The organism is Rhizobium sp. LjRoot98, from assembly GCF_964252935.1.
Classification (GTDB): Bacteria; Pseudomonadota; Alphaproteobacteria; order Rhizobiales; family Rhizobiaceae; genus Pararhizobium.
In genome coordinates this window covers 223,085-249,342 of record NZ_CAXUPW020000002.1, presented here as the reverse complement: position 1 = coordinate 249,342, position 26,258 = coordinate 223,085, and the positions used below count along the sequence as shown (strand labels likewise).

Annotated in this window: 19 protein-coding genes and 1 other RNA gene; 7 read left to right on the top strand and 13 right to left on the bottom strand. The window is 59.9% G+C overall.

What is annotated here, in order from left to right; all coding sequences use genetic code 11:
- Positions 1-21: 21 nt before the first annotated feature.
- From ACSQ3J_RS09755 to ACSQ3J_RS09740, 4 genes are all read right to left on the bottom strand, one after another.
- Positions 22-537, bottom strand: coding sequence for a dihydrofolate reductase (locus ACSQ3J_RS09755; RefSeq protein ID WP_060506308.1), 516 nt, complete (start codon positions 535-537; stop codon positions 22-24).
- Positions 530-1,135 (bottom strand): glutathione S-transferase family protein, encoded by a 606-nt coding sequence (locus tag ACSQ3J_RS09750; protein WP_060506114.1) that lies wholly within the window; start codon positions 1,133-1,135, stop codon positions 530-532. Before ACSQ3J_RS09750 ends, ACSQ3J_RS09755 begins: the two co-directional genes overlap by 8 nt.
- A 62-nt stretch (positions 1,136-1,197) precedes the next feature.
- A complete protein-coding gene (locus ACSQ3J_RS09745) occupies positions 1,198-1,992 on the bottom strand; it encodes a thymidylate synthase (RefSeq protein WP_060506113.1) in 795 nt (264 codons plus the stop codon).
- A gap of 108 nt (positions 1,993-2,100) precedes the next feature.
- A complete protein-coding gene (locus ACSQ3J_RS09740; protein WP_060506112.1) occupies positions 2,101-2,409 on the bottom strand; it encodes a DUF2853 family protein in 309 nt (102 codons plus the stop codon).
- Positions 2,410-2,551: 142 nt separating this feature from the next.
- On the opposite strand from ACSQ3J_RS09740, the gene ssrA reads away from it, so the two are divergent.
- The 4 genes from ssrA to ACSQ3J_RS09720 all read left to right on the top strand — a co-directional run bounded on the left by ssrA (position 2,552) and on the right by ACSQ3J_RS09720 (position 4,175).
- Positions 2,552-2,931, top strand: a transfer-messenger RNA (tmRNA) gene (gene ssrA / locus ACSQ3J_RS09735).
- Between the two features lie 163 nt (positions 2,932-3,094).
- Positions 3,095-3,625 (top strand): SspB family protein, encoded by a 531-nt coding sequence (locus ACSQ3J_RS09730; protein ID WP_060506779.1) that lies wholly within the window; start codon positions 3,095-3,097, stop codon positions 3,623-3,625.
- 25 nt (positions 3,626-3,650) lie between these two features.
- Complete coding sequence (locus tag ACSQ3J_RS09725; protein WP_060506778.1) at positions 3,651-3,854, top strand: DUF4169 family protein; 204 nt, start codon at positions 3,651-3,653, stop codon at positions 3,852-3,854.
- Positions 3,855-3,959: 105 nt separating this feature from the next.
- Entirely contained in the window at positions 3,960-4,175 is a 216-nt protein-coding gene (locus tag ACSQ3J_RS09720; protein ID WP_112834590.1) for a ribbon-helix-helix domain-containing protein, read from the top strand.
- A 43-nt stretch (positions 4,176-4,218) separates the two neighbouring features.
- On the opposite strand, the gene ACSQ3J_RS09715 is transcribed toward ACSQ3J_RS09720, so the two are convergent.
- The 4 genes from ACSQ3J_RS09715 to ACSQ3J_RS09700 all read right to left on the bottom strand — a co-directional run bounded on the left by ACSQ3J_RS09715 (position 4,219) and on the right by ACSQ3J_RS09700 (position 14,050).
- On the bottom strand, positions 4,219-7,977 hold the full coding sequence (locus ACSQ3J_RS09715) for an AsmA family protein (RefSeq protein WP_082512323.1): 3,759 nt from the start codon (positions 7,975-7,977) through the stop codon (positions 4,219-4,221).
- An 83-nt stretch (positions 7,978-8,060) separates the two neighbouring features.
- Entirely contained in the window at positions 8,061-9,470 is a 1,410-nt protein-coding gene (locus ACSQ3J_RS09710) for an FAD-binding oxidoreductase (protein WP_060506777.1), read from the bottom strand.
- Positions 9,471-9,695: 225 nt separating this feature from the next.
- Positions 9,696-12,836, bottom strand: coding sequence for an efflux RND transporter permease subunit (locus ACSQ3J_RS09705; protein WP_060506776.1), 3,141 nt, complete (start codon positions 12,834-12,836; stop codon positions 9,696-9,698).
- A complete protein-coding gene (locus ACSQ3J_RS09700) occupies positions 12,833-14,050 on the bottom strand; it encodes an efflux RND transporter periplasmic adaptor subunit (RefSeq protein ID WP_060506775.1) in 1,218 nt (405 codons plus the stop codon). Before ACSQ3J_RS09700 ends, ACSQ3J_RS09705 begins: the two co-directional genes overlap by 4 nt.
- Positions 14,051-14,259: 209 nt before the next feature.
- On the opposite strand from ACSQ3J_RS09700, the gene ACSQ3J_RS09695 reads away from it, so the two are divergent.
- Positions 14,260-14,670, top strand: coding sequence for a carboxymuconolactone decarboxylase family protein (locus ACSQ3J_RS09695; RefSeq protein ID WP_060506774.1), 411 nt, complete (start codon positions 14,260-14,262; stop codon positions 14,668-14,670).
- Between the two features lie 103 nt (positions 14,671-14,773).
- Positions 14,774-17,245, top strand: a complete 2,472-nt coding sequence (locus ACSQ3J_RS09690) for an ATP-dependent helicase (RefSeq protein ID WP_060506807.1) — start codon at positions 14,774-14,776, stop codon at positions 17,243-17,245.
- A 203-nt stretch (positions 17,246-17,448) separates the two neighbouring features.
- Here the strand turns inward: ACSQ3J_RS09690 and ACSQ3J_RS09685 are convergent, their stop codons facing one another.
- The 3 genes from ACSQ3J_RS09685 to ACSQ3J_RS09675 form a co-directional block, all read right to left on the bottom strand.
- On the bottom strand, positions 17,449-17,733 hold the full coding sequence (locus ACSQ3J_RS09685; RefSeq protein WP_060506806.1) for a GIY-YIG nuclease family protein: 285 nt from the start codon (positions 17,731-17,733) through the stop codon (positions 17,449-17,451).
- 114 nt (positions 17,734-17,847) lie between these two features.
- Complete coding sequence (locus ACSQ3J_RS09680) at positions 17,848-19,344, bottom strand: nucleobase:cation symporter-2 family protein (protein WP_244482382.1); 1,497 nt, start codon at positions 19,342-19,344, stop codon at positions 17,848-17,850.
- A 200-nt stretch (positions 19,345-19,544) separates the two neighbouring features.
- On the bottom strand, positions 19,545-21,347 hold the full coding sequence (locus tag ACSQ3J_RS09675) for a diguanylate cyclase (protein WP_060506804.1): 1,803 nt from the start codon (positions 21,345-21,347) through the stop codon (positions 19,545-19,547).
- Between the two features lie 192 nt (positions 21,348-21,539).
- Here ACSQ3J_RS09675 and ACSQ3J_RS09670 point away from each other — a divergent pair, with 192 nt between their 5' ends.
- Positions 21,540-23,756, top strand: coding sequence for a CHASE2 domain-containing protein (locus ACSQ3J_RS09670; RefSeq protein ID WP_436039040.1), 2,217 nt, complete (start codon positions 21,540-21,542; stop codon positions 23,754-23,756).
- Between the two features lie 43 nt (positions 23,757-23,799).
- On the opposite strand, the gene ACSQ3J_RS09665 is transcribed toward ACSQ3J_RS09670, so the two are convergent.
- Together ACSQ3J_RS09665 and ACSQ3J_RS09660 are read right to left on the bottom strand one after the other, a co-directional pair.
- The gene (locus ACSQ3J_RS09665) at positions 23,800-24,747 is read right to left on the bottom strand and encodes a FecR family protein (RefSeq protein WP_436039039.1); all 948 of its coding nucleotides are present in this window, start codon (positions 24,745-24,747) and stop codon (positions 23,800-23,802) included.
- A gap of 226 nt (positions 24,748-24,973) precedes the next feature.
- Complete coding sequence (locus ACSQ3J_RS09660) at positions 24,974-26,122, bottom strand: DUF2778 domain-containing protein (protein WP_060506771.1); 1,149 nt, start codon at positions 26,120-26,122, stop codon at positions 24,974-24,976.
- Positions 26,123-26,258 lie beyond the last annotated feature (136 nt).

Sequence of the window (26,258 nt, the reverse complement as noted above, 5' to 3'; positions counted from 1 at the left end):
CGGCAAAATAGTTAGCAATGCTCAGCTTTTCCGCCGCCAGGTGGAGAAATGCATGGCGTGGCTATCCTTCTCGCCCTGCGGCAAGGGTTCATCGACGATCTTTTCGAAAACAGAGGGGTCGATCGCGGGAAACCGGGTATCGCCCTCGACCTCGGCGGCGACCGTGGTCACATGCAGGAGATCGGCGCGATCAATCGCTTGACGGTAAATCTCCCCGCCGCCGATCACGCAGACCTCATCGATGCCAAGATCGACTGCCAGCCGGCGCGCTTCACCAAGCGCCGCCTCAAGCGATTGAACGACGACAGCCCCCGCGGCCGCGAAATGCGCGTCCCGGCTGATGACGATATTGGGGCGCCCAGGAAGCGGCCGTCCGATCGAGGCCCACGTCTTTCGCCCCATGATCACCGGCTTTCCAAGTGTCAGAGCCTTGAAACGCTTGAGGTCGCTGGGCAGATGCCACGGCAACCCACCGTCCCTGCCGATCACGCCATTGGCGGACACTGCGACAACAATGCTAACTTTCGGCTCAGTCATGAAATCCATCCGGCTTGACGTCAACGGCACGGGCGCGCGCAAGCGCCGGCCGTCCTACCATCGACTGAATATATTGATCGACCACCGCACTGTCCGGCAGTAACTTGCGCATCCAGGTCAGCGCGCTGACCAGCAACAGATCAACGGCGCTCGCGTTGTTGCCCAGTAGAAAAGGCTGCTTCGTCAGTGTCTCGATGACATGCAGGCACATGCCCTCGTAAACCTTCAAAAGCGGCGGATGACCGGCGGCAACACCGGAGAGAAACGCGCTGCCCGACGGCTCTATCACGCCCGCATAATAGGCAAGCCAGGACAGATAGGCACCGCGCTCCGGATGGCCGGGCGCGCGGCCGAGTTCCGACTGCGGGTAGAGTTCAGTCAGATACTGGACGACCGCCGTCGATTCGGTGATCAGCGCGCCGTTATAAAGAAGCGCCGGAACCTGTTTGTGCGGATGCGGATTGTTCTCGTCCGGCCCGCCCGAACCATCCCAGCGGCGAATGGAGACATAGCGGATCTCGTAGTCCGCCCCCAGTTCCTCAAGCAGCCAGATGATGCGCGATGAACGCGACCGGGGCGCATGGATCAACGTCAGCATGGGGTCCTCCTCGACCGTTCAACCTCAAGTCATCCTGTGCCGTGACAGTGTCATCATTGCGGTTACACCGCAACCGGTGCCTTGATATGTGAATCCGGTTCGTAGCCGACCAGCTCAAAGTCTTCAAAACGAAAGGAAAACAGGTCCTTCACATCCGGATTGATGACCATCTTCGGCAATGCCTTCGGCGTCCGCGACAGCTGTTCGCGAACCTGGTCGAAATGGTTGTGATAGATATGCGTGTCGCCGAACGTATGGACGAAATCGCCCGGCTGGAGATCGCAGACCTGCGCCACCATCAAGGTCAGAAGCGCATAGGAAGCGATATTGAAGGGTACACCGAGGAACACGTCGCCCGAGCGCTGGTAGAGCTGGCAGGACAGCTTGCCGTCGGACACATAGAACTGGAACAGGCAATGGCACGGCGGCAGCGCCATTTCTTCGATCAGCGCCGGGTTCCAGGCCGAGACGATATGGCGGCGCGAATTCGGGTTTTTCTTCAGGCCTTCGACGAGGGCAACGATCTGATCGAGATGCCGGCCGTCATGGGTTGGCCAGGAGCGCCACTGGTAACCGTAGACCGGTCCGAGATCGCCGTTCGCATCGGCCCATTCATCCCAGATGTGGACGCCGTTTTGCTTGAGATAGGCGATATTGGTATCGCCCTTCAGGAACCACAGCAGCTCATGGATAATCGACTTGAGATGCAGCTTCTTGGTCGTCAGGACTGGAAAACCGTCAGCCAGATTGAAACGCATCTGATGGCCAAAGATGGAGCGCGTGCCTGTGCCCGTGCGGTCGCCGCGGTCCGAGCCGGTCTCCATCACGTGACGCAAGAGGTCGAGATACTGTTTCATAGGGTCCGCCGCCGATTCGTTTTGCGGTAAAATAGGCGCAAGGCGGCGGCGAACCAATCGGTAAATCCCGGGTTTCCCCAGGCACGGCTCATCAAAAAGCGCGAACGATCAAAGCGTCGCGAGCTTGCCGAGGTGTTTTGCCACCAGGTAGTAGAAGGTCACACGCGACTTCGAACGATCCCCGGCCATCGTCTTGGCCACGGCATCAACAGCTGCGTCGGCGTCCGGACCGGTAACGCCAAGTTTCTTGCCGCACCATTTTTCCTTGACCCGGTCGAGTTCAGTCGGATCGGAAGCAGAAACAAGCGAGGAATCCTTGTTGCGCAATGCGATACCCAGATGCTTGACGATCTTGTTCACGGCGGCTTCGTCGGCGGCGCTGTCGTATTTTTTCACATCTGCGAGATAATCCGTCATGGTGTCTCCTCACACGGTTTGGCTTCAGGCCGCGTCCTTTTCTTGATTAAAGGGACGCTACACGAGTTTTTTCACGCTTGGCGAGCATGTCAAGGATCATCTGGCCCCGATGCGTGCAAAGGCCGATTGTATTTTCGAAAAGGCCCTTTTCTTGGCGCAGTTTAAGACCTATATGACAGTTGCCGTCTTCGGGCGGCTATGGCGATAAACAGGCGATGAAATAAACCTATTGGACCCGGGGGCGGTACCCGGCGCCTCCACCAAAAACCGGTCGAAACGGCTTCAGTGCCACAGACGACAGACCGGCTTTTGATGGGGGCGAAATAGGATCGACAAGGGTGTAAAGATCGACTTTTTGCTCGGCATTGTACCACCGTTATCGGGCTAAAATTGTAGTTGCAAACGACAACTATGCGGAAGCTCGTCTCGCTGCTTAATCGCAGTGTGACACTTCAAATCAAGCCCTTCCGGTTCGCACCGTAAGGCGGGGTTCGGAGGTACCTGGCAACAGAAACCTCCACTTCTCCCACCTTGACACCATTCCTCTCCCGCTCGACGCCGCCTTCTCGGCTGCCTTGAAATGATCTATAAATGATGCAAATGACTCGTATATCAGGACTTTCCTGCGTACAGAGCAAATGGCATAAGTGTGACAGAGTTGAGTTACAAGAAAGACGGGGATCTTATGGGCCAAGACCATATCCGCTACGACATTCTGGCGCAGGATGCGCTTCGCAGCGTCATTCGCAAGGTCCTGATCGAAGTCGCAGCCACCGGTGCCCTTCCCGGCGACCATCATTTCTTCATCACCTTCCTCACCGGCGCGCCCGGCGTGCGCATTTCCCAGCATCTGAAGGCCAAGTATGCCGAGCAGATGACAATCGTCGTGCAGCATCAGTTCTGGGACCTGAAGGTCACCGAAACGCTGTTCGAAATCGGCCTGTCGTTCTCGGACACGCCGGAAAAGCTGGTGATCCCGTTCAACGCGATCCGCGGCTTCTACGATCCGTCCGTCAACTTCGAGCTTGAATTCGATGTCGCGGCCTTCGACGAAGAAGAGACCGCTGAAATCACCGCCTACCCTGTCGCAGCCGCAGAAAAATCCGGCGAGCAGGATACCGAAGCCAATGCTGGAGACGCTGGCAAGACCGGCGATGACGGCAAGAAGGAAGGCGGATCGGTGGTTTCACTGGATTCCTTCCGCAAGAAGAACTGAAAACCCAACTTCGGACAGGCTCATCATGACCGGCGACGTCGTTAATCTCCGTCAGTTCCGCAAGCAAAAGGCGCGGACGGAGAAGGACAAGTCGGCGGATCAGAACCGGATTTCCTTTGGGCGGACGAAAGCCGAAAAGCAACTGACCAAGGCGCTCAACGACAAGGCCAATAAAGCGCTCGACCAGGGAAAGCGCGAGACACCGGCGGAACCGGACAACGGGAAGTAACCGCCTCGCCCGCACGAAAACCCACAATCCGTTTGAAAATCAACAGATAAGCCCATTTTCCGGAATCACTTTCAGACGGATGTGATTCAACTTCTGAGGCGCATTGTGATCCGCAAGCATTCGGCGACACTGCATGGCCACCGCACCAGCTTCTCGCTGGAGGAACCATTCTGGCAGGAACTGAAGACGATCGCCGAAGACCGCCAAATCCCGCTTGCGCAGTTGATTGCCGAGATCGATGATGGACGCGCAGCCGAGAGCAATCTTTCCTCGGCGCTCAGGGTTTATGTCCTGACCTGGATCAAAGCCAGCAGGCGGTGAGCCAGGCATCGGCGCCGCCTCGCCTGTCAGTGCCATTGCAAATTTACTGTGGCCGCACACCCGGCAATACTTCGAAATTAAGCCCTTGCTGCGGTGTCTGGATGACCGGAGGCTGTTCGGCGGGCGTCGTGCCATCCTGCGGCGCGCTGAGTTCCTCGCCCCGGATCACGCCGCCTGTCGGATCGAACGGCGGCAGGTTCTGGCTTTTCTGTTCTTCGGCTTTTCGCGCAGCCTCCTCGGCCGCCTTCTTGTCAGCTTCCGCTTTTTGCCGCGCGGCCTCCTTCGCGGCCAACGCGCGCCGGCGTTGCTCCTCAACCGCCCGCAGGCGTGCCGCCTCACGCTCGGCGGCATTGGCCTTGTAGAGCGCCACTTCCCGGCGCAGCCGCTGCTTTTCAAGCACGTTTGCCTGCAGCGTCTCGACACGGCGGCGCTCGCGCTCGAACGCTCTGAGCGACAGGAAGTTGGACAGGTCGGTTGCGTCGAAGGTCAGGCCAGGCGAATGCAGGAGCCCGGCATAATCAAGGCTCACCTGTGCTTCTGCGCCCGTCAACGCTTCCTCGCCCGGGCGGAAATCGACCGTGACACCGCCAGTCATCCGCTCATCGGGAAAACTGATTTCCAGATTTCCAGACAGATTGGCAGCGGCATCGCCCGCAGTCACGTTCTGAGCCCGCAACGTGCCGCCGGCGATGCTGAACGGCACCGGCACCGCACCCAGGGCCGTCTGCCCGGAAAGCACGAGCTTCTCGGCCAGTGGCTTCACCGATGCCGGCGTGATATCGCCCTCGATCCTGTCCGCGGCCGCCATAATATCGGGCAGCACTGCGCTGTTCAGGCCGTGCACGACAGTGTCGCGTAACGTCGCCGTCCCCGAACCGCTGGCAGATTCAGCCATGGCTTTCGCCGTCTTGCCGGATGCCTCGAGCGCAAGCGTCAGGTCAAACTTCCCCTCGGCAACGGCTGCGCCGCCGGTTTTCCAGACAGCAGCCGCGAGGTCGCCATCTTTGAGGTTGAGCCGCGTCTGGAAGAAGCCGGAGCCATCGCCATTTCCGAGCAGCAGACGGCCTTCGATCTTTCCGCCCAGCCAGTTGCCGGCAATCGTGTCGATCGAAATCTGGTCGCCCTTCCAGGCAAGCTTGCCCGACATGTCGGAGACAGCCCCATAGACGCCAGGCCAGAAGCGCTTGGCGGAGATATCGACTGCGACATCAAACCCGCTCCAGGCCGGCTGGACCACAGGCAGTTCAGACAAATCCCCGCTGGCGCCATCCTGCACGGCGCCAAGGATACCTTCGCCGACCCAGGCCATATCCAGCGTGTCGAGTGCAATCTGTCCCGTCGCCTTGCCCGGCGTTTTCCGGTCGACAGCAAACGTGCCGGAAAATGCGTTGCCATCCGCCTTGCCCTCGATTGCCGAAAAGGTCACCGCATCGGCCGTCGTGGCGACATCTGCCTTCAGTGCCAGCGGCAAGCCGGTTCCCATTTGTGGCAGGCCAATTCCCTGCAGCAGCAGGAATGGCTCGAAATCCTGGCTTTCCAGCGAGATCTTCGATTGACCCGACAGGAAATTGTCGCGCGAAAGATCAATATCGCCGTTCGCCGAAAGTGCCGTGCGCGCCGTCGTGAAGGTCAGACCGGCATTGGCTTTCTGGCCGTCAGTGCCCTGCAGCTTTACCGACAGAATGGCATTCTCATCGGCATCGAACGGCAGCGGATCAAAACCCGCCTGCCCGAGAAGAACCGGCGCCGACGGATTTTCCATCGTCGCCTCCAAGAGGATGCCCTGCCCGGCAAGCGCCTGAGCGATATCGGGCGCCTGGTAATTGGCGGCGATCTTGGTGCCGTTGGCTGAGCCGACAATACCGAACGTCACCGGTGCCTTGCCGTCCTGGCTGCCCGCCGACAGCGTCAGGTCCAGTGCCGCATTGCTGTAATAGGGACCGCTCTTCACCAGCCGTTCCAATGCCGGGTGCGCTTCGGCATGCCGCTCGATCATCTTCAGAAACGGTGTAAGGTCCGGCGATGCCAGCTTCATCTTGGCCGAAATCACCGGCGCGGTCATCTCGCCGCTCATCCGTCCGGACAGGGCAAGCTGCGTGCCGGCGATATTGCCGATCGATACGCGTTCGGCCTGCAGCTGGCCATTCTTCAGCGTCGCCACCAGCTGCACGTCGCTGGCATCCTCGCCGAACGCCGAGAACTTCTCCGCCGAAAGGTCTGCCGCGATCGTGTGCGACAGAAGGGTCGCGGTGGACGCGTCTCCTGCCACGAGGCCAGCCAGCGCCTGCAGTGCTTCCAGATCGATACTGTTGCCTGCGAGTTGCAATGACAGGTTTGGCGGCACGCCCTCCAGCGCCTGCCGCTCGATACGGCCGCGCAGCACGGCGGGACCGGCTGCAACTTCCAGCCGTTCGAACTGCTGCAATATGTCGGTCAGGTTCACCGTCGCCGAAAAACCGGCAGTCTTCAGTTTGCGGATGGCTGGATCGACAGAGCCTGCAAGCCAGGATGCAAGGCCGGAGGGTTGATTGGACGCGACAAGCATCTCACCGCGAAAGGCACGCACCCCTGTCAGCTGCAGCCGTCCCTTTGCCTCAAATTGCGTGCGGCCGGGCAGTTGACCAACGGCATTGTCCACCATCCAGCCTGCCCCGTCAGGCCGCAGGTCAAGGCGCACATCGCGTACGGTCGTATCGCCGACAACGATTGCCGGCAGCTTCAAACTCGCCCTTCCCGGCACCTGCGGGATCGGAATATCGGCTGCGATCGCCATGATCGCCGCAAGCCGCTGGCGCACCGAAATTGCCGGGTCCCGGCCAGTCTTTCCGGCGGCACCCGCATTGCCGATGCGGCTGACATCGATCTGCTGACCGTCGGCCAGAAGCAGGAATTCCTGCTCCTTGCCGGTATCGAGCGTTGCCTCGCCGGTGACCAGATAGGGATCGTCCTTGGGTCCGATTTCCAGCCGGTAGTCCGGAACACGGATGCGTTCATTGGTGAGTTCGAACCCGCCCGTCACCCGTAGCGCTGCCGATTGGTCCTGCGGCTTCTGCGCTTCCGCCGGTTTGTTTTCCGTCAGGGTGAACTTGCCCTGATAGACCGGCTTGAAATCGACGATCTTCAGGTCGCCGTCGAGTTCCACACCGAAAGGCCGCTTATCCGGCGTCAGCCGCGAGCGAAGGCCAAGCGTGCCGGTTTCATCGGCTGCGCTACTGGAAAACGCAAAACTGCCGGCTTCGCCATCAAGCGCAGCACGGCCCTCCATTTTCCACGGACCGGCCAGCGAACGGGCCGAGAGATCAGCCTCCAGCCCGGTGACATGCCGGGTACGGCCGGTCTGTTCGTCGATAAAATCGATCTGGCCACCGGTGATGGCGACGTTTTCAAGGATCACGGTCTTGGCGGGAATGGACGCCTTGCGCCCCCGCGCCCAATCGAGCGTACCATCGGGCAGCAACCTGATCTTCGCCTTGGGCTGCTCCAGCCGCATGTCGAAGATCAGCGCTTCGCCGGAAAGAAAGGGCGCAAGTTCCGCATCCATCGAGAAATGCGCGACCTGGATCAGTGGCTCGCCGGTTTCAGATTGGCCGACACGGACGTCGTTGAGCGTCACCGAGGGAAACGGAATAAGGCGGGCATCGACGCTGCCGTGAACGACAACAGGCTTACCCATGATCCGGCTTGCCTCGCGTTCAAAATCCTTGCGGAAGTCGGTCCAGTCCACGAACAGAGGCGCAATCAGCGCGGCAAACAGCGCCACGACCAGAAGACCACCGACAAAGACCAGAATTCGCGAAAGCACCAGTTGAAAATCCTATCCCATTCGACCGAGGAAGCTAGCGCCGTTCTTGGCACCTACCACTCCTTAACACCCACCCGCCGTTTTCACATGGCAAAAATCTTGCCGGGATTGAAGATATTGCCGGGATCGAGCGCGCGCTTCACCTGCCGCATCAAATCCAGCGCATCTCCAAGTTCGGCTTCGAGAAACGGCATCTTGCCCTGGCCAATGCCGTGTTCACCTGTGCAGGTGCCATCCATGGCCAGAGCCCGCGCATTCAGGCGCGCGACAAAAGCCTCCGCCTTGGCAATATCGGCATCATCCTTGTCATCAAACAGCAGCCCGACATGGAAATTACCATCGCCCGCATGGCCGACGATCGGGGCGATGAGGCCATGCGCGGCAATGTCTTCGTGGGTCGCCTCGACACAATCGGCAAGCCGGGAAATCGGCACACAGACATCGGTGGACAGGATAGCCAGCCCCGGCGCCAGGCTCTTCTGTGCCCAATAGGCGTTGTGCCGCGCTTTCCACAGCGCATTGCGCTCCTCGGTATTGGCGGTCCACTGGAATTCGGAACTGCCGAATTCAGCGGCAATCTCGGCAAACTGCTTCGATTGCAGTGCGACACTTTCCGCGTTTCCATGAAATTCGACAAACAATGTCGGCGCTTCGGGAAAGGACAGCCCCGAATAGGCATTGCTGGCTTTCATCTGCAAGGCGTCGAGCAGTTCGATGCGCGCTACCGGAATACCCGACTGGATCGTCAGGATCACCGTGTTGCAGGCGTCACCAACCGACGGAAACGAACACACCCCACCGGCGATCAGTTCGGGAATACCCTGCAGTTTCAGCGTGACCGAGGTCAGGATGCCAAGTGTGCCCTCAGAGCCGACGAACAGGCGGGTGAGATCGTAACCTGCCGACGACTTCTTGGCGCGGTGTGCGGTGCGGATTTCCTTGGCGCCGGCCGTGACCGCAGTCACTGCCAGCACATTGTCCTTCATCGTGCCGTACCGCACCGCATTGGTGCCCGAAGCGCGCGTCGATGCCATGCCACCGATCGAGGCGTTGGCACCGGGGTCGATCGGAAAAAACAGGCCGGTATCGCGCAGATAGACGTTCAACGCCTCCCGTGTGATACCCGGCTGGACGGTACAATCGAAGTCGCTGGCATTGACCTCCAGCACCTTGTCCATGCGGCTCATATCGACGCTGATGCCGCCATGTGGCGCGTTGATATGGCCCTCCAGCGACGAACCGGTACCGAAGGCGATCAACGGAACGCCATGCTCAACGGCAATGGCGACAATCGCTTCGACCTCTTCCGAACTCTCCGGAAAAACGACGGCGTCAGGCAACTGCGCTGGAATATAGGTGGTTGTATGGGCATGCTGGGCACGAATGGCTTGCCCAGTCTGGAATCGATCACCGAACCGCGCAGCCATCAGCGGCAATGCTGCATGAATACCGGTTTCGTTGCGGCTGCCCGCCCTGATCGCTTTCAGCGCCATATCTCTTCCCCGAACGACCGCTCAGCATCGTGGAAATTCTTAGATTTCAACGCTCTACTGTGCAAATCGGAATCACTTTGTCCAGAACCTCATCCGCTACGTAGCGGGTTTAGCAAAGAATTGCGACAAAGTGAGACAGTCCGGACACAGGGGAAAAATAGCCTAGCCGTCCTTGGGCGCAAGATGGGGAAGTTGGCGGTGACCGTGCTGGCCACCGCCGAACACCTATTCCGCAGCTTCCGCCAGTTGCAACGTCTCGGCATGCTGCATCTCGCTCTGCAGTCGCCGCTCTTCATCGACATGCGGCTTGGTAAACCGGGCGATGACCAGGTAGGCGACCGGTGTCAGATAGAGCGTCACGACGGTTGCAAGCCCGAGACCACCGACCAGAACCCAGCCCAGCGCCACGCGGGCCTCGGCACCGGCTCCGCTTGCCAGCACCAGCGGCACGGCACCGACGATAGTGGCGATCATTGTCATCATCACCGGGCGCAGCCGGATATTGGCCGCGTTCTCGATTGCGGAGCGCAGATCCTCGCCCCGGTCGCGCAACTGATTGGCAAATTCGACGATCAGGATGCCATTCTTCGCCATGATACCGACCAGCAGCACAAGCCCGATCTGGCTGTAGATATTGAGCGTATTGCCGGTCAGCAACATGGCGAATACGGCGCAGGCGAGCCCGAGCGGCACGGTCGACATGATGATCAGACCGCTGATCAGGCTTTCGAACTGCGCGGCCAGCACCAGGAAGATGATGACAAGCGCAAACCCGAAGGTCACAAACATGCCGTTGGCATTTTCGTCCAGGGTCGCGGCTTCGGCGAGCGGTACAACGCGCGATCCCGGCGGCAGCAACGGCTCAGCCATCTGTTCGACCATCGTCAACGCATCGCCGAGCGCAATGCCGGAGGTGAGCCCGGCCGACAGCGACACGGAACGAAGCTGCTGTTCGCGCGACAATTGCGGCGCAACGGCTTTTTCCTCGACGGTAGCAATGGTCGACATCGGCACGATCTTGCCGTCACCGGTCTTCAGGAAGATGTTTTGCAGGTCGGTCGGGTCATTGACCGGATTGGTCGTCGACAACAGCTTGACCGGGTAGGCTTCGCCATCGACATAGACGTCGAGCACGCTATTGCCATCGAGCATGGCCTGCAGCGCCGCCGACAGGCCGACAATATCGATACCGAGATCGGATGCCCTTTCGCGGTCGATCGTTACCGACAGCTGCGCCTGGTTGGCCTCGTAGTTCAGCCGGACGTTTTCGAAGCGGCCGCTGTCTTCCATCTGCCGCACCAGCTTGGACGCCGCGTCACCCAGCTTCGCGTAATCGTTACCAACCAACGCCACCTGCAGGCCATTGCCTGCACCGCGAATACCAAGGCTGTTCGGCTGAATCGGGAAGGCGCGGATCGACGGAATATTTGCGGTTATCTTGGTAATATCGGCGGAAATCTGCTGTTGCGTGCGGTCGCGGTCGCCCCAGGGCGCCAGCGTCAGCACCATGAAGCCGGTATTGACCGAGCCACCTTGGCCGGACACGGAGAAGACATTGGCAATCTCGCCATTATCGACCAACGGCTTTAGGCCATCTTCGACCCGGCGCATCTGGGCCTGGGTATACTCCAGCGATACGCCCTGTGGCGCCTGGATCCGCACCATGATGCGCGACCGGTCCTCGGTCGGCGTCAGCTCGGATTTCAACAGCGTAAAGGCGCCACCACCGGCCGCCGTCACCATGATCGCGACCATGAAGACGATCAGCGGCGAATTGAGACAGGCGCGAAGCGTGCGCTTGTAGAAGGCTGCCGCGAGCGCACCGATCCGGCCCATGAAACCGGTATGGCCACGGTTCTCGGCATGCGGTTTCAGCATACGCGATGCCAGCATCGGGCAGAGCGTCAGCGACACGAAGGCTGATAGGAGGATGGCAAAAGCCAGCACGAAGCCAAATTCGCGGAACAACCCGCCGGTCTGTCCCGGCAGGAATGACAGTGGCACGAACACGGCCGCAAGCGTCGCCGTGGTGGCGATAACGGCAAAGAACACTTCGAGCGTTCCAAGCACGGCGGCAGCCCGCGGCCCCATGCCCTCGCCCCGCCGCCGCACGATGTTTTCCAGGACCACGATCGCATCGTCCACCACCAGTCCCGTTGCCAGAACGATGGCGAGAAGCGTGAGGATATTGATCGAGAAGCCGGCCAGGTAGATCGCCGCACAGGTGCCGATCAGTGCGATCGGCATGGTCAGCGTCGGGATGAGCGTCGCCCGCCAGTCGAGCAGGAACATGTAGATGACCAGCGTCACGATGATCACCGATGCAACCAGTGCGATTTCGACTTCGTGGATCGCCCCTTCGATGAACACCGCATCATCGCTGGTGACCTTGAGCTGCGTGCCTGCCGGCAGGATTTCGGCAATGGTCGTCACGGTCCGCTTCACGCCCTCGGAAATATCGAGCGTATTCGACTGCGCTTGCCGGATGATACCAAGGCCGATGCCCTGACGACCGTCCGAGCGCAATGACGACGTGCCTATGTCCGGGCCGAGCGTCACCGTGGCGATATCGCCGAGACGGACATTGTCGCCGAGGATGAGGTTTTCGAACTGTTCCGGCGTTTGCAGGTCGGCGGTGGCGCGCACCGAAATGTCTTGATTGGCGCTGGTCAAAGACCCCGCCGGCACGTCAAGCGACGCGCTGGCAAGGCCTGAGCGCAAATTGGCAACCGTCAGGCCACGGCTGGCAAGCTTCGACTGATTGATGTCGATGCGGAAAATCTTTTCCTGATCGCCGTTGATCTGCACATCGGCGACTCCCTCGACGGCGGCAAGCCGGTCGGTAATCTCGTTTTCGGCCAGAAGCGTCAGATCTTCCATCGACAGCGTGTCAGACGTCAGCGCCAGGCGCATGATCGGTTGACTGTCGGCATCGGCCTTGACGATGCGCGGCTCGTCGGCATCCTCCGGCAACTGGTTGCTGACCCGGCCAAGTGCATCGCGGATATCGTTGGAAGCCTGGCCGATATCCGTCGTGTCGGAAAACTGCAACGTCACGCGGCTTTGCGCATATTGCGACGTCGAGGAAATATCCTTGATGCCCTGCACGCGCGAAACCGCGCCTTCGATCACCGACGTCAGCTCGCGGTCCACCGTTTCCGGTGAGGCACCGTCGAAGTGGGTACTGACCGAGACCACCGGCTGGTCCACCTGTGGCAATTCGCGGATTTCAATACCGTTCAACGCGGCAAGACCCGCGACGATGATCAAGGTATTAACGACAAGCGCAAAAATCGGCCGACGAATAAAAAGTGCCGTGAAGCCAGCTGTACTACCCGCACCCTTATGCTGCGAACCGCCACTCATTTCGCAGTCTCCGCCTCGGAGATCTTCTGTTCCTGATCACTCTGCTGTGGTTTCTGCTTTTGTTGGCGCGGCTCTCCGGCAAGGCGAACGGTGCCGCCATCACGCAACCGCTGCACGCCCTCGACCACAACATCATCGCCCTTGGTCAGTTTTGCATCGACCAAAACCTTGTCGGAATTGCGCTGGATGATCTTGACCGGAACACGGTGCGATTTCTCATCTTCGACACGCCAGACGAAGGATCCGTCGGCGCTCCACTGGATCGCCAGCGGATTGACCGTCGGATAGTGATCGCCGGGAAACCGAACCGACACCGAAAATGACATGCCGGCCCGCAGCGTATCATCGGGATTGTCGATCCGCGCCCGGACCCGCAGCGTCCGGCTCGCCTGATCGACACGGTTGTCGATCGCGTCGATGACGCCCGAAAGCTCCGAGGTCGGCAGCGCGATGGCAGTAGCCGAAATATCCTGGCCAACCGAGACCTTGGTCGAAAACCGCTCCGGCACCCAGAAATCGACGAGAATCTGCGAACGGTCATCAACCACGGCGATCGGCGTCGAGGTGGTGACATAGTCCCCGGGATGGGCAGTGATGATACCGACGATACCGCCGGAAGGTGCAACGATGTCGCGGCGCTTCAGGTCGAGTTCCGCCGTCTGCAGCGCAAGCTCAGCCGCCTGCATGGCAAATTCGGCTTCACGCAGGATGGCAACCGAGACGGCATTGCCAAGCTTGCGGTTGCGCTCGACCTTTTCACGGGCGCTATCAAGGGCGACCTTGGCTTGCGCGGCAGCGATCTTCTGCTCGTCGCTGTCAAGCTTGGCGATGACCTGCCCCTTTTCGATGCGGTCGCCGGATTTCACCAGAATTTCCGTCAGATTACCGGTCGCAAGCGGTGTGACGCTGACCGACAGGATGGCCTCGCCGGTGCCGATGGCATTCAGCCGATCGTTGACAACAGCCGTATCGGCTGGCTGGGTGACGACAAGCGGCGCACCACCGCCCTGACCGCGCCCCTGGCTCCGGCCAGCCTGCCCTTGTGCTTCACCCTGCTTGGCACCGTCCGCCGGTTTCGCGACATAAGCCAGCAATTGCTCGGGCACGCCCACCTTGGCCAGCATTGCAGTGGCACCCGGCACGAAGCGAACCCAGACGCCAAGGCCGACGGCAAGAATGACCAGGCAGATCAAAAGCTGCTTCCAAAGCCGCATGCAAAACTCCAATTGATTAAGCGGGTTTCGGCCACACTGGCGCGCGAACCCCGTTCCTGCGGCAACTATCCCTTTTTGCTGCATTGCAGGCAATGCTAGAATGCCTTCATTACGCAATTGTAACAAAAGCCCTTTTCGGTCCCTCGCGCCCTTCCCGGCGCTCGACAGCACGTCCTCGCGGCTCTAACCTTGGCTGATCGGAGGGCCTCATGAGCACCATCGCAAAACACCACGATTCGGAATCCAATCCTCGCGTCAAAGCCGTCTTCGACGACATCCGCGCGACCCGCAAATCCGATTTCATCAACAATATGTGGCACTATCTCGCCTTCGATGCCGATCTGCTCGAAACCACCTGGGCCGAGGTCAAAGCCGTGATGGCAACGCCGTCGGCGCTCGATCCGCTCGTGAAAGAGATGCTCTACATCGCCGTCTCCGTCACCAATGGCTGCGGCTACTGTGCACATTCGCATACGGCAGCCGCCAAAGCCAAGGGCATGACGGCCGAACAGCACGCCGATCTGCTGCGTGTCATCGCCCTGGCCGCCAAGACCAACCAGCTCGCGACCGCTCTGCAGCTCCCCGTCGATCCAACCTTCGATGCCGATCATCGACCCTGATCGCGGCCAAAAAGCGGTTGTCTCCACAGGCAAGCTGGACATTCTGGAATAAAAGCAGAACGGAATTCTGGCCTTTCGGCTCCGAATCACTACATTGAGCCGCATGAGCAATGGTTTTGACGATATTCCCTTCTTTGATGAGGAACCGGCGCCGCGTCCACAGCGTGGCCTGAGCCCGCAACCGGCCCCGCCTGCCCCTGCTAGCGGCATCGCTGCGCGTGCCATGGCCGCCCGGGACCAGCACCGTGCGCCCGATTATCTTTCCGGCCTCAACCCGGAACAGCGCGAAGCCGTGGAAACGCTGGACGGCCCGGTTCTGGTGCTGGCTGGTGCGGGCACCGGCAAGACCCGCGTGCTCACCACCCGCATCGCCCATATCCTCGCCTCCGGCCGCGCTTTCCCCTCTCAGATCCTCGCCGTGACCTTCACCAACAAGGCCGCCCGCGAGATGAAGGAGCGTGTCGGCGTTCTCGTCGGTGGCGCCGTCGAAGGCATGCCGTGGATGGGCACATTCCACTCAATCGGCGTCAAGCTCCTGCGCCGCCATGCCGAACTGGTCGGCCTGAAATCCTCCTTCACCATCCTCGATACCGATGATGTCGTGCGGCTGGTCAAGCAGTTGATCCAGGCCGATGGCATTGATGACAAGCGCTGGCCTGCCAAACAGTTCGCCCAGATGATCGATGGCTGGAAGAACAAGGGCCTTGGCCCTGCCGAAATCCCCGAAGGCGACGCCCGCTCGTTTGCCAATGGCAAGGGCCGCGAACTCTATGCGGCCTATCAGGCCCGGCTGATGACGCTGAACGCCTGCGACTTCGGCGATCTTTTGCTGCATCCGATCCGCATGTTCCGCACCAATCCGGATATCCTGCGCGAATACCACGACAAATTCCGCTATATCCTCGTCGACGAATACCAGGATACCAACACCGCTCAGTATATGTGGCTGAGACTGCTCGCCCAACGGCCGAAGGGCGTGCCGCAGAACGTCTGCTGCGTTGGTGACGACGACCAGTCGATCTATGGCTGGCGCGGTGCCGAGGTCGACAACATCCTGCGTTTCGAGAAGGATTTTCCGGGCGCCAAGGTGATCAAGCTCGAGCGCAATTATCGCTCCACCGAACATATTCTCGGTGCCGCCGGCCATTTGATCGCCCACAATGAAGGCCGCCTCGGCAAGACGCTGTTCACTGACCGCGTCGATCCCAACGACGACAAGGTGCAGGTCCACGCCGCCTGGGATTCCGAAGAGGAAGCCCGCGCCGTCGGCGAGGAGATCGAACAACTCCAGCGCACCAAGCATCCGCTCAACAACATGGCGATCTTGGTGCGCGCCTCTTTCCAGATGCGCGAGTTCGAAGACCGGTTCGTCACGCTCGGCCTGAATTACCGCGTCATCGGCGGCCCGCGCTTCTATGAACGCCTCGAAATCCGCGATGCGCTCGCTTACTTCCGTCTCGTCTGCCAACCGGCCGACGATCTTGCCTTCGAGCGTATCGTCAACACGCCCAAGCGCGGCCTTGGCGACACGACGGTGCGCGCCCTGCACGATTATGCCCGCAAGCGCGATATCCCGATGCTGGCGGCCGCGGCTGATATCATCGAAACCGATGAAATGAAGCCCAAGCCCCGAAAGTCGCTGTTCGACGTCGTCTCGATGTTCCAGCGCTGGCAGGGGTTGCTTGAAAACACACCGCATACCGAGCTCGCCGAAACCATTCTCGAAGAGTCCGGCTATACGGATATGTGGAAGAACGACAAATCCGCCGAAGCGCCGGGCCGACTGGAAAACCTGAAGGAACTCGTCCGCTCGATGGAAGCGTTCGAGAGCATGCGCGGCTTCCTCGAGCACATCGCGCTGGTGATGGATGTCGAGCAGAATGCCGAACTCGACGCGGTCTCGATCATGACGCTGCATTCAGCCAAGGGACTGGAATTCGAGACTGTCTTCCTGCCCGGCTGGGAGGAAGGCCTGTTTCCACACCAGCGTGCGCTCGACGAAGGTGGCCGTTCCGGTCTCGAGGAAGAACGCCGCCTTGCCTATGTCGGCCTGACCCGGGCAAAACGCCGCTGCCATATCTGGTTCGTCTCCAACCGCCGCATCCATGGCCTGTGGCAATCGACGCTGCCCTCACGCTTCCTCGACGAACTGCCGACGGCCCATGTCGAAGTCTCTGAAGCCGAACAGTCCTACGGCGGCTACAATCGCGGCGGCTACGGCCAGTCGCGCTTCGACAAGCAGGAGCCGTTCGCCAACACCTATTCCACCCCCGGCTGGAAACGCGCCCAGGCCAACAAGACCGACGCCACCCGCGACAACTGGGGCAACCGCTCCGGCGTGTCCATCGAGCGTATCGGTTACGGCGAAAGTGGCCCCAAAGCCCGTACCATCGACGGCGAACTGATCGCCAAGTCGAAGGTCGATGAACCCTCGAAATTCTCCGTCGGCGACCGGGTGTTTCACATCAAATTCGGCAATGGGAATATTGCGGCGATCGAAGGCAACAAGCTGACGATTGACTTTGATCGGGCCGGACAGAAGCGGGTGCTCGACGGGTTTGTAGAGAAGGTGTGACCGATAGGCGTGGGGGTGGATCCTCGGGTCTAGCCCGAGGATGACTGCTTTGGGGATGCGGTAGCTTGAACGGCACCCGGACCGACCAGTCCACTATCCGCTGGCTCAACCAAGTTCATCAACTCCGCGGCTACACTGAGTATCTTCGCAGACTACACCAAGTCCGTCATCCTCGGGCTAGCCCCGAGGATCCACGCCCAAACCTACCAAAGCTCGTGATACAAATCCCGCCAGTCCGGATTCATCGCCTCGATCAATTCTATCTTCCGCTGCCGGTACCAGCGCTTGAGCGATTTCTCGCGCTGGATCGCAGTGCCGATGGATAAATGTTCTTCGTACCAGACGAGTTGATTGCAGCCATATTTGGCGGTGAACCCAGGTGTCATCGCTTCTCGATGCTGGAAAATACGGCGTTCGAGATCGGAAGTCACACTGATGTAAAGCGTTCCTCGCCTGTGATTGGTGACGATGTAGACATAGCCCGCCATGGTTGCAATCATGATTCGGAATGGATCCTCGGGTCAAGCCCGAGGATCCATATCGGCAGAGCGCGGCCCGCTTCTTTCTTGAAGCAAGGCCGCTCAAAAACCTGACCGGCTGGCCTAATGCCCGTGCGCCCCTCCCGGCTGCGCCATAACCGGCACTTCGTTGCCCTTGGCATCGTAAAGCTTGCCACCTTGAAAATAGTCGCCGTCGTGCAGCTCCGAAATATCCTGGTACCGCAGGCTGCGTTCCGTTCCCGCCACGAAGACGGACTGCTGGTCCGAATTTCCCGTCCGGAAATGATTGAACAACAGGTTGAGCGAAATCGCCATGATCGCCGAGGACGAGATGCCGGAATGGAAGATCGTCTCGAACCAGCCGGGGAACTGATGGTAGAAATGCGGTGCGGCGATCGGGATCATGCCGAAACCGAGCGAGGTGGCAACGATGATCAGGTTCATGTTGTTGTTATAATCGACCTTGGAGAGCGACCGGATGCCGCTTGCCGCCACCGTGCCGAACAACACGATACCTGCGCCGCCGAGAACGGACGGCGGAATGGCGGCGATCACCCGTCCCATCACCGGCAAGAGACCGAGCGTCACCAGGATGAGACCTCCAGCCGCGACGACATAACGGCTTTTCACGCCCGTCACGGCCACCAGTCCGACATTCTGGGCAAAGGCGCTCTGTGTGAACGAACCGAACACCGGCGCGATCAGGCTCGACAGCATGTCGGCGCGCAACCCGTTGCCAAGCCGTTTTGAATCCACTTTCGTCTCGATAATTTCACCGACAGCGAGAATATCGGCTGAAGTCTCCACCAGAATGACCATCACGACGATCAACATCGAAATCACAGCAGCCAGATGAAACACCGGCAGGCCGAAGTGAAACAGCGACGGCAGGGCAACAATCGGCCCGTCTCCAACCTTGGAGAAATCAGCCATGCCGAAAAACACGGCGGCGATCGTCCCGATGATCATCGCAAGCAGGATGGACAATCTCGAAATCGAGGCACTGCCAAGCTTGCTCAGCAACAGCACGACCAACAGCGTCAGCGCCGCAAGGCCGATATTGGACATACTGCCAAAATCGGGCGCATTGCGGTTTCCGCCCATCGCCCAATTGGCCGCCACCGGCATCAGCGTCAGCCCGATCGTGGTGATGACAATGCCATTGACCAGTGGCGGAAAGAACTTCGTAATCCGCGACAGCACTGGCGTGATCAGCAAACCTACAAACGATGCGACCATGACGGCACCGAGCACCGCCGGCAGCCCGCCCGCCTCGCCGCCACCGCTGAGGATCGCGACGATGGTCGCGACACTGGCAAAGGAAACGCCCTGCACCAGCGGTAACTGGCAGCCGAAGAACGGCAGGCCGATCGTCTGGAGCAGCGTTGCAAGACCACCGGCGAACAGCGATGCGGTGATCAAAAGGCCGATTTCAGCTGGTGAAAGACCGGCGGCCTGCCCGACGATCAACGGCACGGCGACAATACCGCCATACATGGTCAACACATGCTGCAGTCCATAGACCACAGTCGCGCCAGCCCCCAGCCGTTCGTCTTCGGGCCTCACCAAGGGTGCAGTTTCAACATTTCTCTGCAGCAAAACCACTCCTCCCAGAATACGTTCGTGCTTCCATGCATTTCTCCCGAATGCACGTTGTGAAACCATAGCGGGCCAACGATTTTTGACTGTATGCGTTTTTTTTGAAAGTGTTTTTGCGTTTAGAGGTGAACGCCACGCCTGGCAGGCGTTTTGCAGGCCGCCTAACGGCGTGAAGAAAGCCTGTGACAGATAAGCTGCTTCTACGCGGAATCCTGCATGTCGCCCAGGATCAATTTTCCGGCCGATACCGTCATGTTGCGCCCGCTCGCCTTGGCATTCAGGAGCGCTGCATCTGCCCGCGTCAGCAATGTCGGCACCGTTCCGCCTGCGGGAGCGGATGCAACGCCGATGGAAACGGCCACCGATCCTAGGATTCGGCCGCGGTGCGACAAGGGCGCCGTCGCGATCCTGGTCCTTAGCTGTTCGGCAAATTCGAAGCCTGCCGCCTCAGTCATCCCCGGCAGGAGCACGGTGAATTCCTCGCCGCCAAAGCGGTAGGCACTACCGGATTCCCCCACCGTGTCGATGACGATCTGCGCCACATATTGCATGACGACATCGCCGGCATCATGCCCGAACTCGTCGTTGAAGCGCTTGAAATAATCGATATCGATCATCAGGCAGGCCAGCGGATCGGTTGCCTCCTCGCGTGCGTGGCGGTTGAGGGTCTCATCCAGCCAGCGCCGGTTGAACAGCCCCGTCAGCGCATCGCGCACGGCAAGATGGGTGAGCTTCTCGCGCAATTGAAGATTGGCAACGGCAAGGCCGATGTTTTCTGCAATCAGCTCCAGATAGAGGCGTGAGGTTTCGACGTCCGTCACCGCCCCGGAACGCTCCTCGAAATACAGAAGCCCGATCGTATCGCCCTGCGCCGTCAGCGGTACGCAAAGACCGGCGACATTGGTCTCCTCGAGATGCTGGCAGGCAATGTCGCTGTGACCGCGGTTGCTCAGATGCGGACGGCCCCGCCGCAGTCCCCAGCAGGCGCTGGACGCAAAGGATGCTGCCGATTGCTGCGGATCGAGCCAGCTTCCAACGGTCGACAGCAGTGTCCGGCTTTCGTTCAAGACATAGAGGTGACCGGCGAGATTGGGAAATATCTGCGGTGCGAACCGCGCCACCACGTCGGCCAGTTCGCTCTGCGTTTGGCAAGCTTGCAGCCGGTGCATCATCTGCAGGATCAAATCCTTGGTCTGCTGGTCGAGCCGGCTCTCCGCATCCAGCCGGTCGCGTTCCAGCCCATTGGCACGAAAAATATGGATGGCTTCGTTCATTTCGCCGATTTCATCGCGGCGCTGATCCAGCGGAACGTCCACGGCATAATCCTGCTTTGCCAGCCGTGTAACGATACCGGTCATACGCGTCAGCGGCATGGCGATGCGGCGCTTGAGGACGAAATAGAGAACACCGAGGAACAGTGCCGCCGTCAGCCCCAGCATCGTCTTGGCGACGACACCGAACCAGTCGCTTCGTAACCGCGCAGCATTCAGCGCAGCGCCGGTACGGGCCCCGGTCAGATCGCGAAACCGCCCGACACTATCGAGCAGATCCGTCTGCAGGCGTTCATGTTCAGCACCAAAGAGTGCCTCCCGTGCTGCCGCTTGATCGCCGTTGCGATAGGTGCCAATAGCGGCAGCCTCGATCTTGTCCAGTGCCTCGGCATCCAGCTCGACCTCTTGAAGCGCTGCCAGTTCTGCGGATGAGGCGCCCTGTTCCTTGATACTCTTGATCGCCGCCTCACGGCGGCGCTCCTCGCCTTCCTTCGCGTGAAACGCTTCCAGATGGCGTTCGTCACCGCGCATGACATACAGACGGGCTTCGTCGCTTCGCTCCTCGGCCCCGAGCGCCAATTCTTCCGCGAGCGTATCCAGCGCCAGATGCTCTTCGACCGCCAACCGCTCCTCGTTGGCACTGTTGGTGGACAGGATGAAAGCGCCGCCCGAAAGCACGGTCAGGACGACTGTCACGCCGTAGGCCCAATTCGTGATCGCATTGATTCGCATGAAAGCCACCCCCAGAGAGTGTAGACGGGATTAAAGCACGGTGCTCGCGGTGGCAATTCCCCAACCTTGCGCACACGGGCGCGCTGACCCGCTGTCTCATAAGGAGGCACTCCCAAAGCCAGATATGCCTGTTTTCCCCATTGTCATCGCTTGTGCTAAGTTCAACCGGTCTTAGGGGTGGATGGCATAGTCATGACACGCGCGCAGCAAATTGGCGTCATTGTCGGTCTGGTGATTGTCGCGATCCTTACGATCCTGCGGGCAAGCGACCCGCCGCTGCTGCGACAGGCCCGCGAAGTCGCATTTGATGAATATCAGCGCATCGCGCCGCGTACCTTTCAGGATATGCCGGTTCATGTATTGGAAATAGACGAAGCTTCGCTTGAGGAGTTCGGCCAGTGGCCGTGGCCACGGGATCGGATGGCTAAGCTGGTCGTCCGCCTTTCCGCCATGGGCGCTTCTGCGATCGCCTTTGACATCCTCTTTTCAGAGCCCGACCGTCTTTCGCCCCGCACCGTCATTCGCGACATCGCGGGGATCGACCCGTCGCTGCTTGCGCGACTGCCGGACAATGACGAAATTTTCGCGCAAGCGATTGCCGGGAAACCCGTCGTGCTCGGGTTTGCACTGTCGAACAAAGGAAACAGCCGCCCCGAAATGAAGGCCGGCTTTGCCTTTACCGGTGAGCCGCCGTTCAATGCACCCCCGCAAATCCTCGGTTCAACGCCGCTGCGGCCGCAACTTGAGGCCAATGCCGCAGGTCTCGGGCATATCAGCCTGACGCCCGGCGACCCGTCGTCGGTGGTGCGCACCGTACCCTTGCTGCTCAGCGACGGCGAACAACTCTATCCAAACCTTGCACTGGAAGCATTGCGCGTCGCCCAGGGCGCCTCCACCTATCTGCTCGCAGATGCGGCCGATGTGCCCGACACGATAACCAGGATCAAGATTGGCGACTTCGTCGTTCCGGTGACCGCCGCGGGAGAATTGTGGCTCCATGTCACGCCTGACAATGCCGGCCGCTATATTTCAACGCGGGAACTGCTGGCTGACGGCGATATCCCGGAAGGGACAGCAGCCAAGATCAACGGCAGCATCATCTTCGTGGGCACGTCCGCCGCCGGCCTTCAGGACATAAGAACAACGGCGCTCGGCGAAAATGTCCCTGGTGTCTCGCTTCAAGCCCAGATCGTTGAGCAGATTCTGTCAGGGCATTTTCTGTCGCGCCCCGATTGGGCCGATGGACTTGAAATCCTGTCTATCGCGGTGGCGGGCAGCCTGCTGGTTTTCCTGACCACCTTTCTCAGTCCGGCAATTGCGCTGGCCTGCGGCCTTTCGATCACAGCGCTCGCTCTTGCCGCATCATGGAGTGCATTCATCTATGGCGGGCTTCTCTTCGACCCGCTGGCACCCATTGTCAGCGGCTCCATCACGCATTTCGCCGCAACGGCATTCCGGTTTCTGGTGATAGACCGGGAGCGGCGCGAAGTCCGGCTGGCCTTCGGTCACTACCTTTCCCCATCACTGCTCTATCGCATCGAGCACACCCAGAACGCCCTACGTCTTGGCGGCGATGACCGGGAACTGACGGTAATGTTTGTCGATGTCAGAAATTTCACCGAGATCAGCGAACGGTTGACGCCCGCCGAAGTCGTCGGCTTCCTGAACACCTTTCTTGACGCGCTAAGCCGTCACGTCATCGCCAACGAAGGCACGCTCGACAAGTTTATCGGCGACTCGATCATGGCTTTCTGGAATGCACCCGTCGATGTCACCGATCATCCTGGGAAAGCGGTCCGTGCGGCGCTGGGTATGCGGGAGACCCTTGCCCGTCTCAATGCCGAGGACGCCTTCGGATTTGGACTCGAGCGGACCGTTGGTATTGGCATAGGCATTCATACCGGCCTCGCCTGCGTCGGCAATATGGGCGCGGAGACGCATTTCAACTATTCCGCCGTTGGCGATACCGTCAACGTCACAGCGCGTATTGAAACAGCCTGCAAGGAGGTCTGTTTCGACATACTCATCTCGGAGAGCACCGCGGATCGCGCGTCGCATTATGCCTTGCTGGAAGCCGGCGCTTTGCCGCTCAAGGGCAAGAGTACAAGGACGCGCACCTTCGCGGTGATCGGCGACGACCGTGTCGCCGCCTCCGCAGAGTTTCACGATCTGAAAAGCATCCATCTGCAGATGATCGAAGCACTGGCGTCCAAGTCCCCGGTCATACGAAAACTCCTGCAGGCCGCAAAAGTGAAGGCAACTGTACTACCGGTCAATTTGACAGAGTTCTATCGCCGCATCTCACGCAGGACCGAACATTTTTCGCACAGCGCGGCTCAAAAGGAAGACGATGGCCCCATCTACGCAAGTGGCGCCCCGGAAATACCGTCCTCCAGCCCTACCCGCTGAATATCCGGTCCCAGTCGTCCTGGCCCCGTCATAGCGCCATTGGTCATCGGTTACCGGGCCTGTCAGGCTCGTTACGATCGCCATTGCCCCTATCGTTCTTGTCGTGGTTACGGTCATGATCCGGCCTGTCATGGTCGGGTCTGTCATGATCCGGTCTGTCACGGTCTGGCTTATCACGATCCGGCTTGTCCCGGTCTGGTTTGTCCTTGTCCGGTTTATCCTTGTCCGGTTTATCACGATCTGGCTTGTCGCGGTCCGGTTTTTGCTCCTTGGGCGTTGGTCGCACTTGCTTGGGAACATCGTTCGGCTTGATATCGACCGCTCTCGCAAGACCACAACCGCCGTAACCGCCGCTGGCGGTAAGCTTTTGACTGCCGGACAGGAATGGCAGAGCCTTGGTGGTGCCAAGTGTGGTAAAGATGCCGCGATCAACCCGGCGGACATCGGTCACGGCACCGCTGCGTCTGGCGACGACGTAATCGCAACGCCGCGTCAACTGCCGGCAACCACCCGCCCCACAAAAACTCGCCGCGCCGCCGAGCAGCACCACGGCCGTCGTCCCATCCCCACCGATATAGAAATCGAAGGCCGTTCCTCGCACGCCGATCGTCCCGGCCGGCGTCAAAATTTCATAGGCTGTGTGGTTGGATTTTCCGCTGACCCAGCGAAAAGTCCCTTTGGCAGCCTTGATTGTCAGCTTCTTCACGGAATTGGAGCCGTCGAAAACGAATTTATCGACCACGACGGATGAGCCCCATCCAACCGCGAGCTTGGTCCCGTCCCGGAAGATAAACTGGCCGAGGCCCGATTTTGACGTTCGGATCCGCTCGTCCTGGAACACCGGGTCGTTGATTGACAGGTCGCCACGCGTGCCCGTCACGGCAGTTTTGATTTCAACCGCCTTGCCGATCGACTCAACAGCCTTCAATGGCGCAACATCGAAGGCCAGCAAACCAAACGCAATGACGCCTACTCGATAAGGAGCAAACATTTCCCCCTCCCAATACCTTATATTAGCATATCTTAAATGACATGTCTTTCGGTCTGTAATGGGTAGATGGAGGCGTAGAAACGAGGGGCAAAGCTGGGCTGGCCCTGTGTGTGAAACCGTTGGCGAGGGGATGGTGTGATAAAACGCATCCAGGCCGCGAAACCATTCAGATTTCGCGGCCTGGATGCGTATCGTCAGATTTTGCCGAAAATCGAAGCGCGCCGGTCTACGCGCCCTTGGAAAACAGCGAAGCAAAGGTGCGCTTGGGAGCTGAGAAACCCTTCATGCTCTTGACGATGACCATATGAGTGATCTCGCCGCGTTTGAACGCCTTCAGGAAGCGGGGATATTCCTCAAAGGCGACGCAGCCATGGGAATCGCCGCGGTTTCTCAGGAGATAGCTGTGCGCGAGCAGGCCGTCACGGCCATGCGGCGCGACGCCATCCACCGGGGTCAGGCGAACTGCGGCGACACCATGAAAGAGCGACTCGCGCATCGTCACCTTGTAGGTTCCGGGCGGTGTCGGCCCCTTCATCTTGACGTGAACGTAATCGGGATTGTCGCGCATCTTGCCGATACCGGAATGCGCTTCCAGCCTCTCGCCGTTCGGCATGTAGACGACGCCGGCCGAGATGTCATAGTAGGCCACCCCTCGCTTGCCGCGGAACGACGGACGAACCTCGTTGTCGTCGTCCATCGGCAAATCAGGCTTGGCGTAGGCAAGCTCCTTGGCTGCCGGCTTCGTTGCCTTGTCATCGGACTTGCGGACGGCATCGGCGATGCCGCGCGGTTTCGCCAATGGCACCGGTCCGAGATCAGGAAGCATGCCGTTCAGCGACGATGCCGGTTCCGGCATGACCAGACTGAAGGGCTTGCCAAGTCCCTGTTCTTTCAATGACACGGTCTCGACAAGCGCGTTGGCCGTGACCGGCGTCGAGCCGGTAATGATCGCATCGCCTCTGGCCGCAGCAGCCGTCGCCAGCGCCAGAACCTGCGTCTTTTCGGCAAAATCCACAGCGGGCTTGGCCATCGCGATTGCGGCCAGGCTCTTTTGCGGAACCGCCGTGGCGACGAGATTCATACGCGGCAGAACGGTGATCCGCGAAAACTTGGAAAGATGTACAACACGCTGTTGCGGGGTGGCGTGGATGATCGGTTTGAGCCCCAATGAAGCCTCAAGCCGCGGACCTTTGTTGGACGGCAGTGACGAGCCCATGCCCTGCATCGCCGCGAAAGTCGCGACCATCCATATGGAAGCGGCAATGCCGATGCCGGTAACGGTCGCCCCCGCGAGCAAACGCGACAACGGCCTGGAACGCGCGCCCGGTCGGCCGGAAGATGCGGGATGACTGCATTTTTCTGCTGCAAACGCCATGATACTCGTTACCCGAAACGCATTACTCAATCGGAGAGCAACAAGGCACATTGCCGCCGAGGCCGGTCCAAAGCCCAGTTTGCGCCAAATTGCGCGCTTGCCGGGGCCTGCCGGTCGATCAAAAGAATGACAAAGT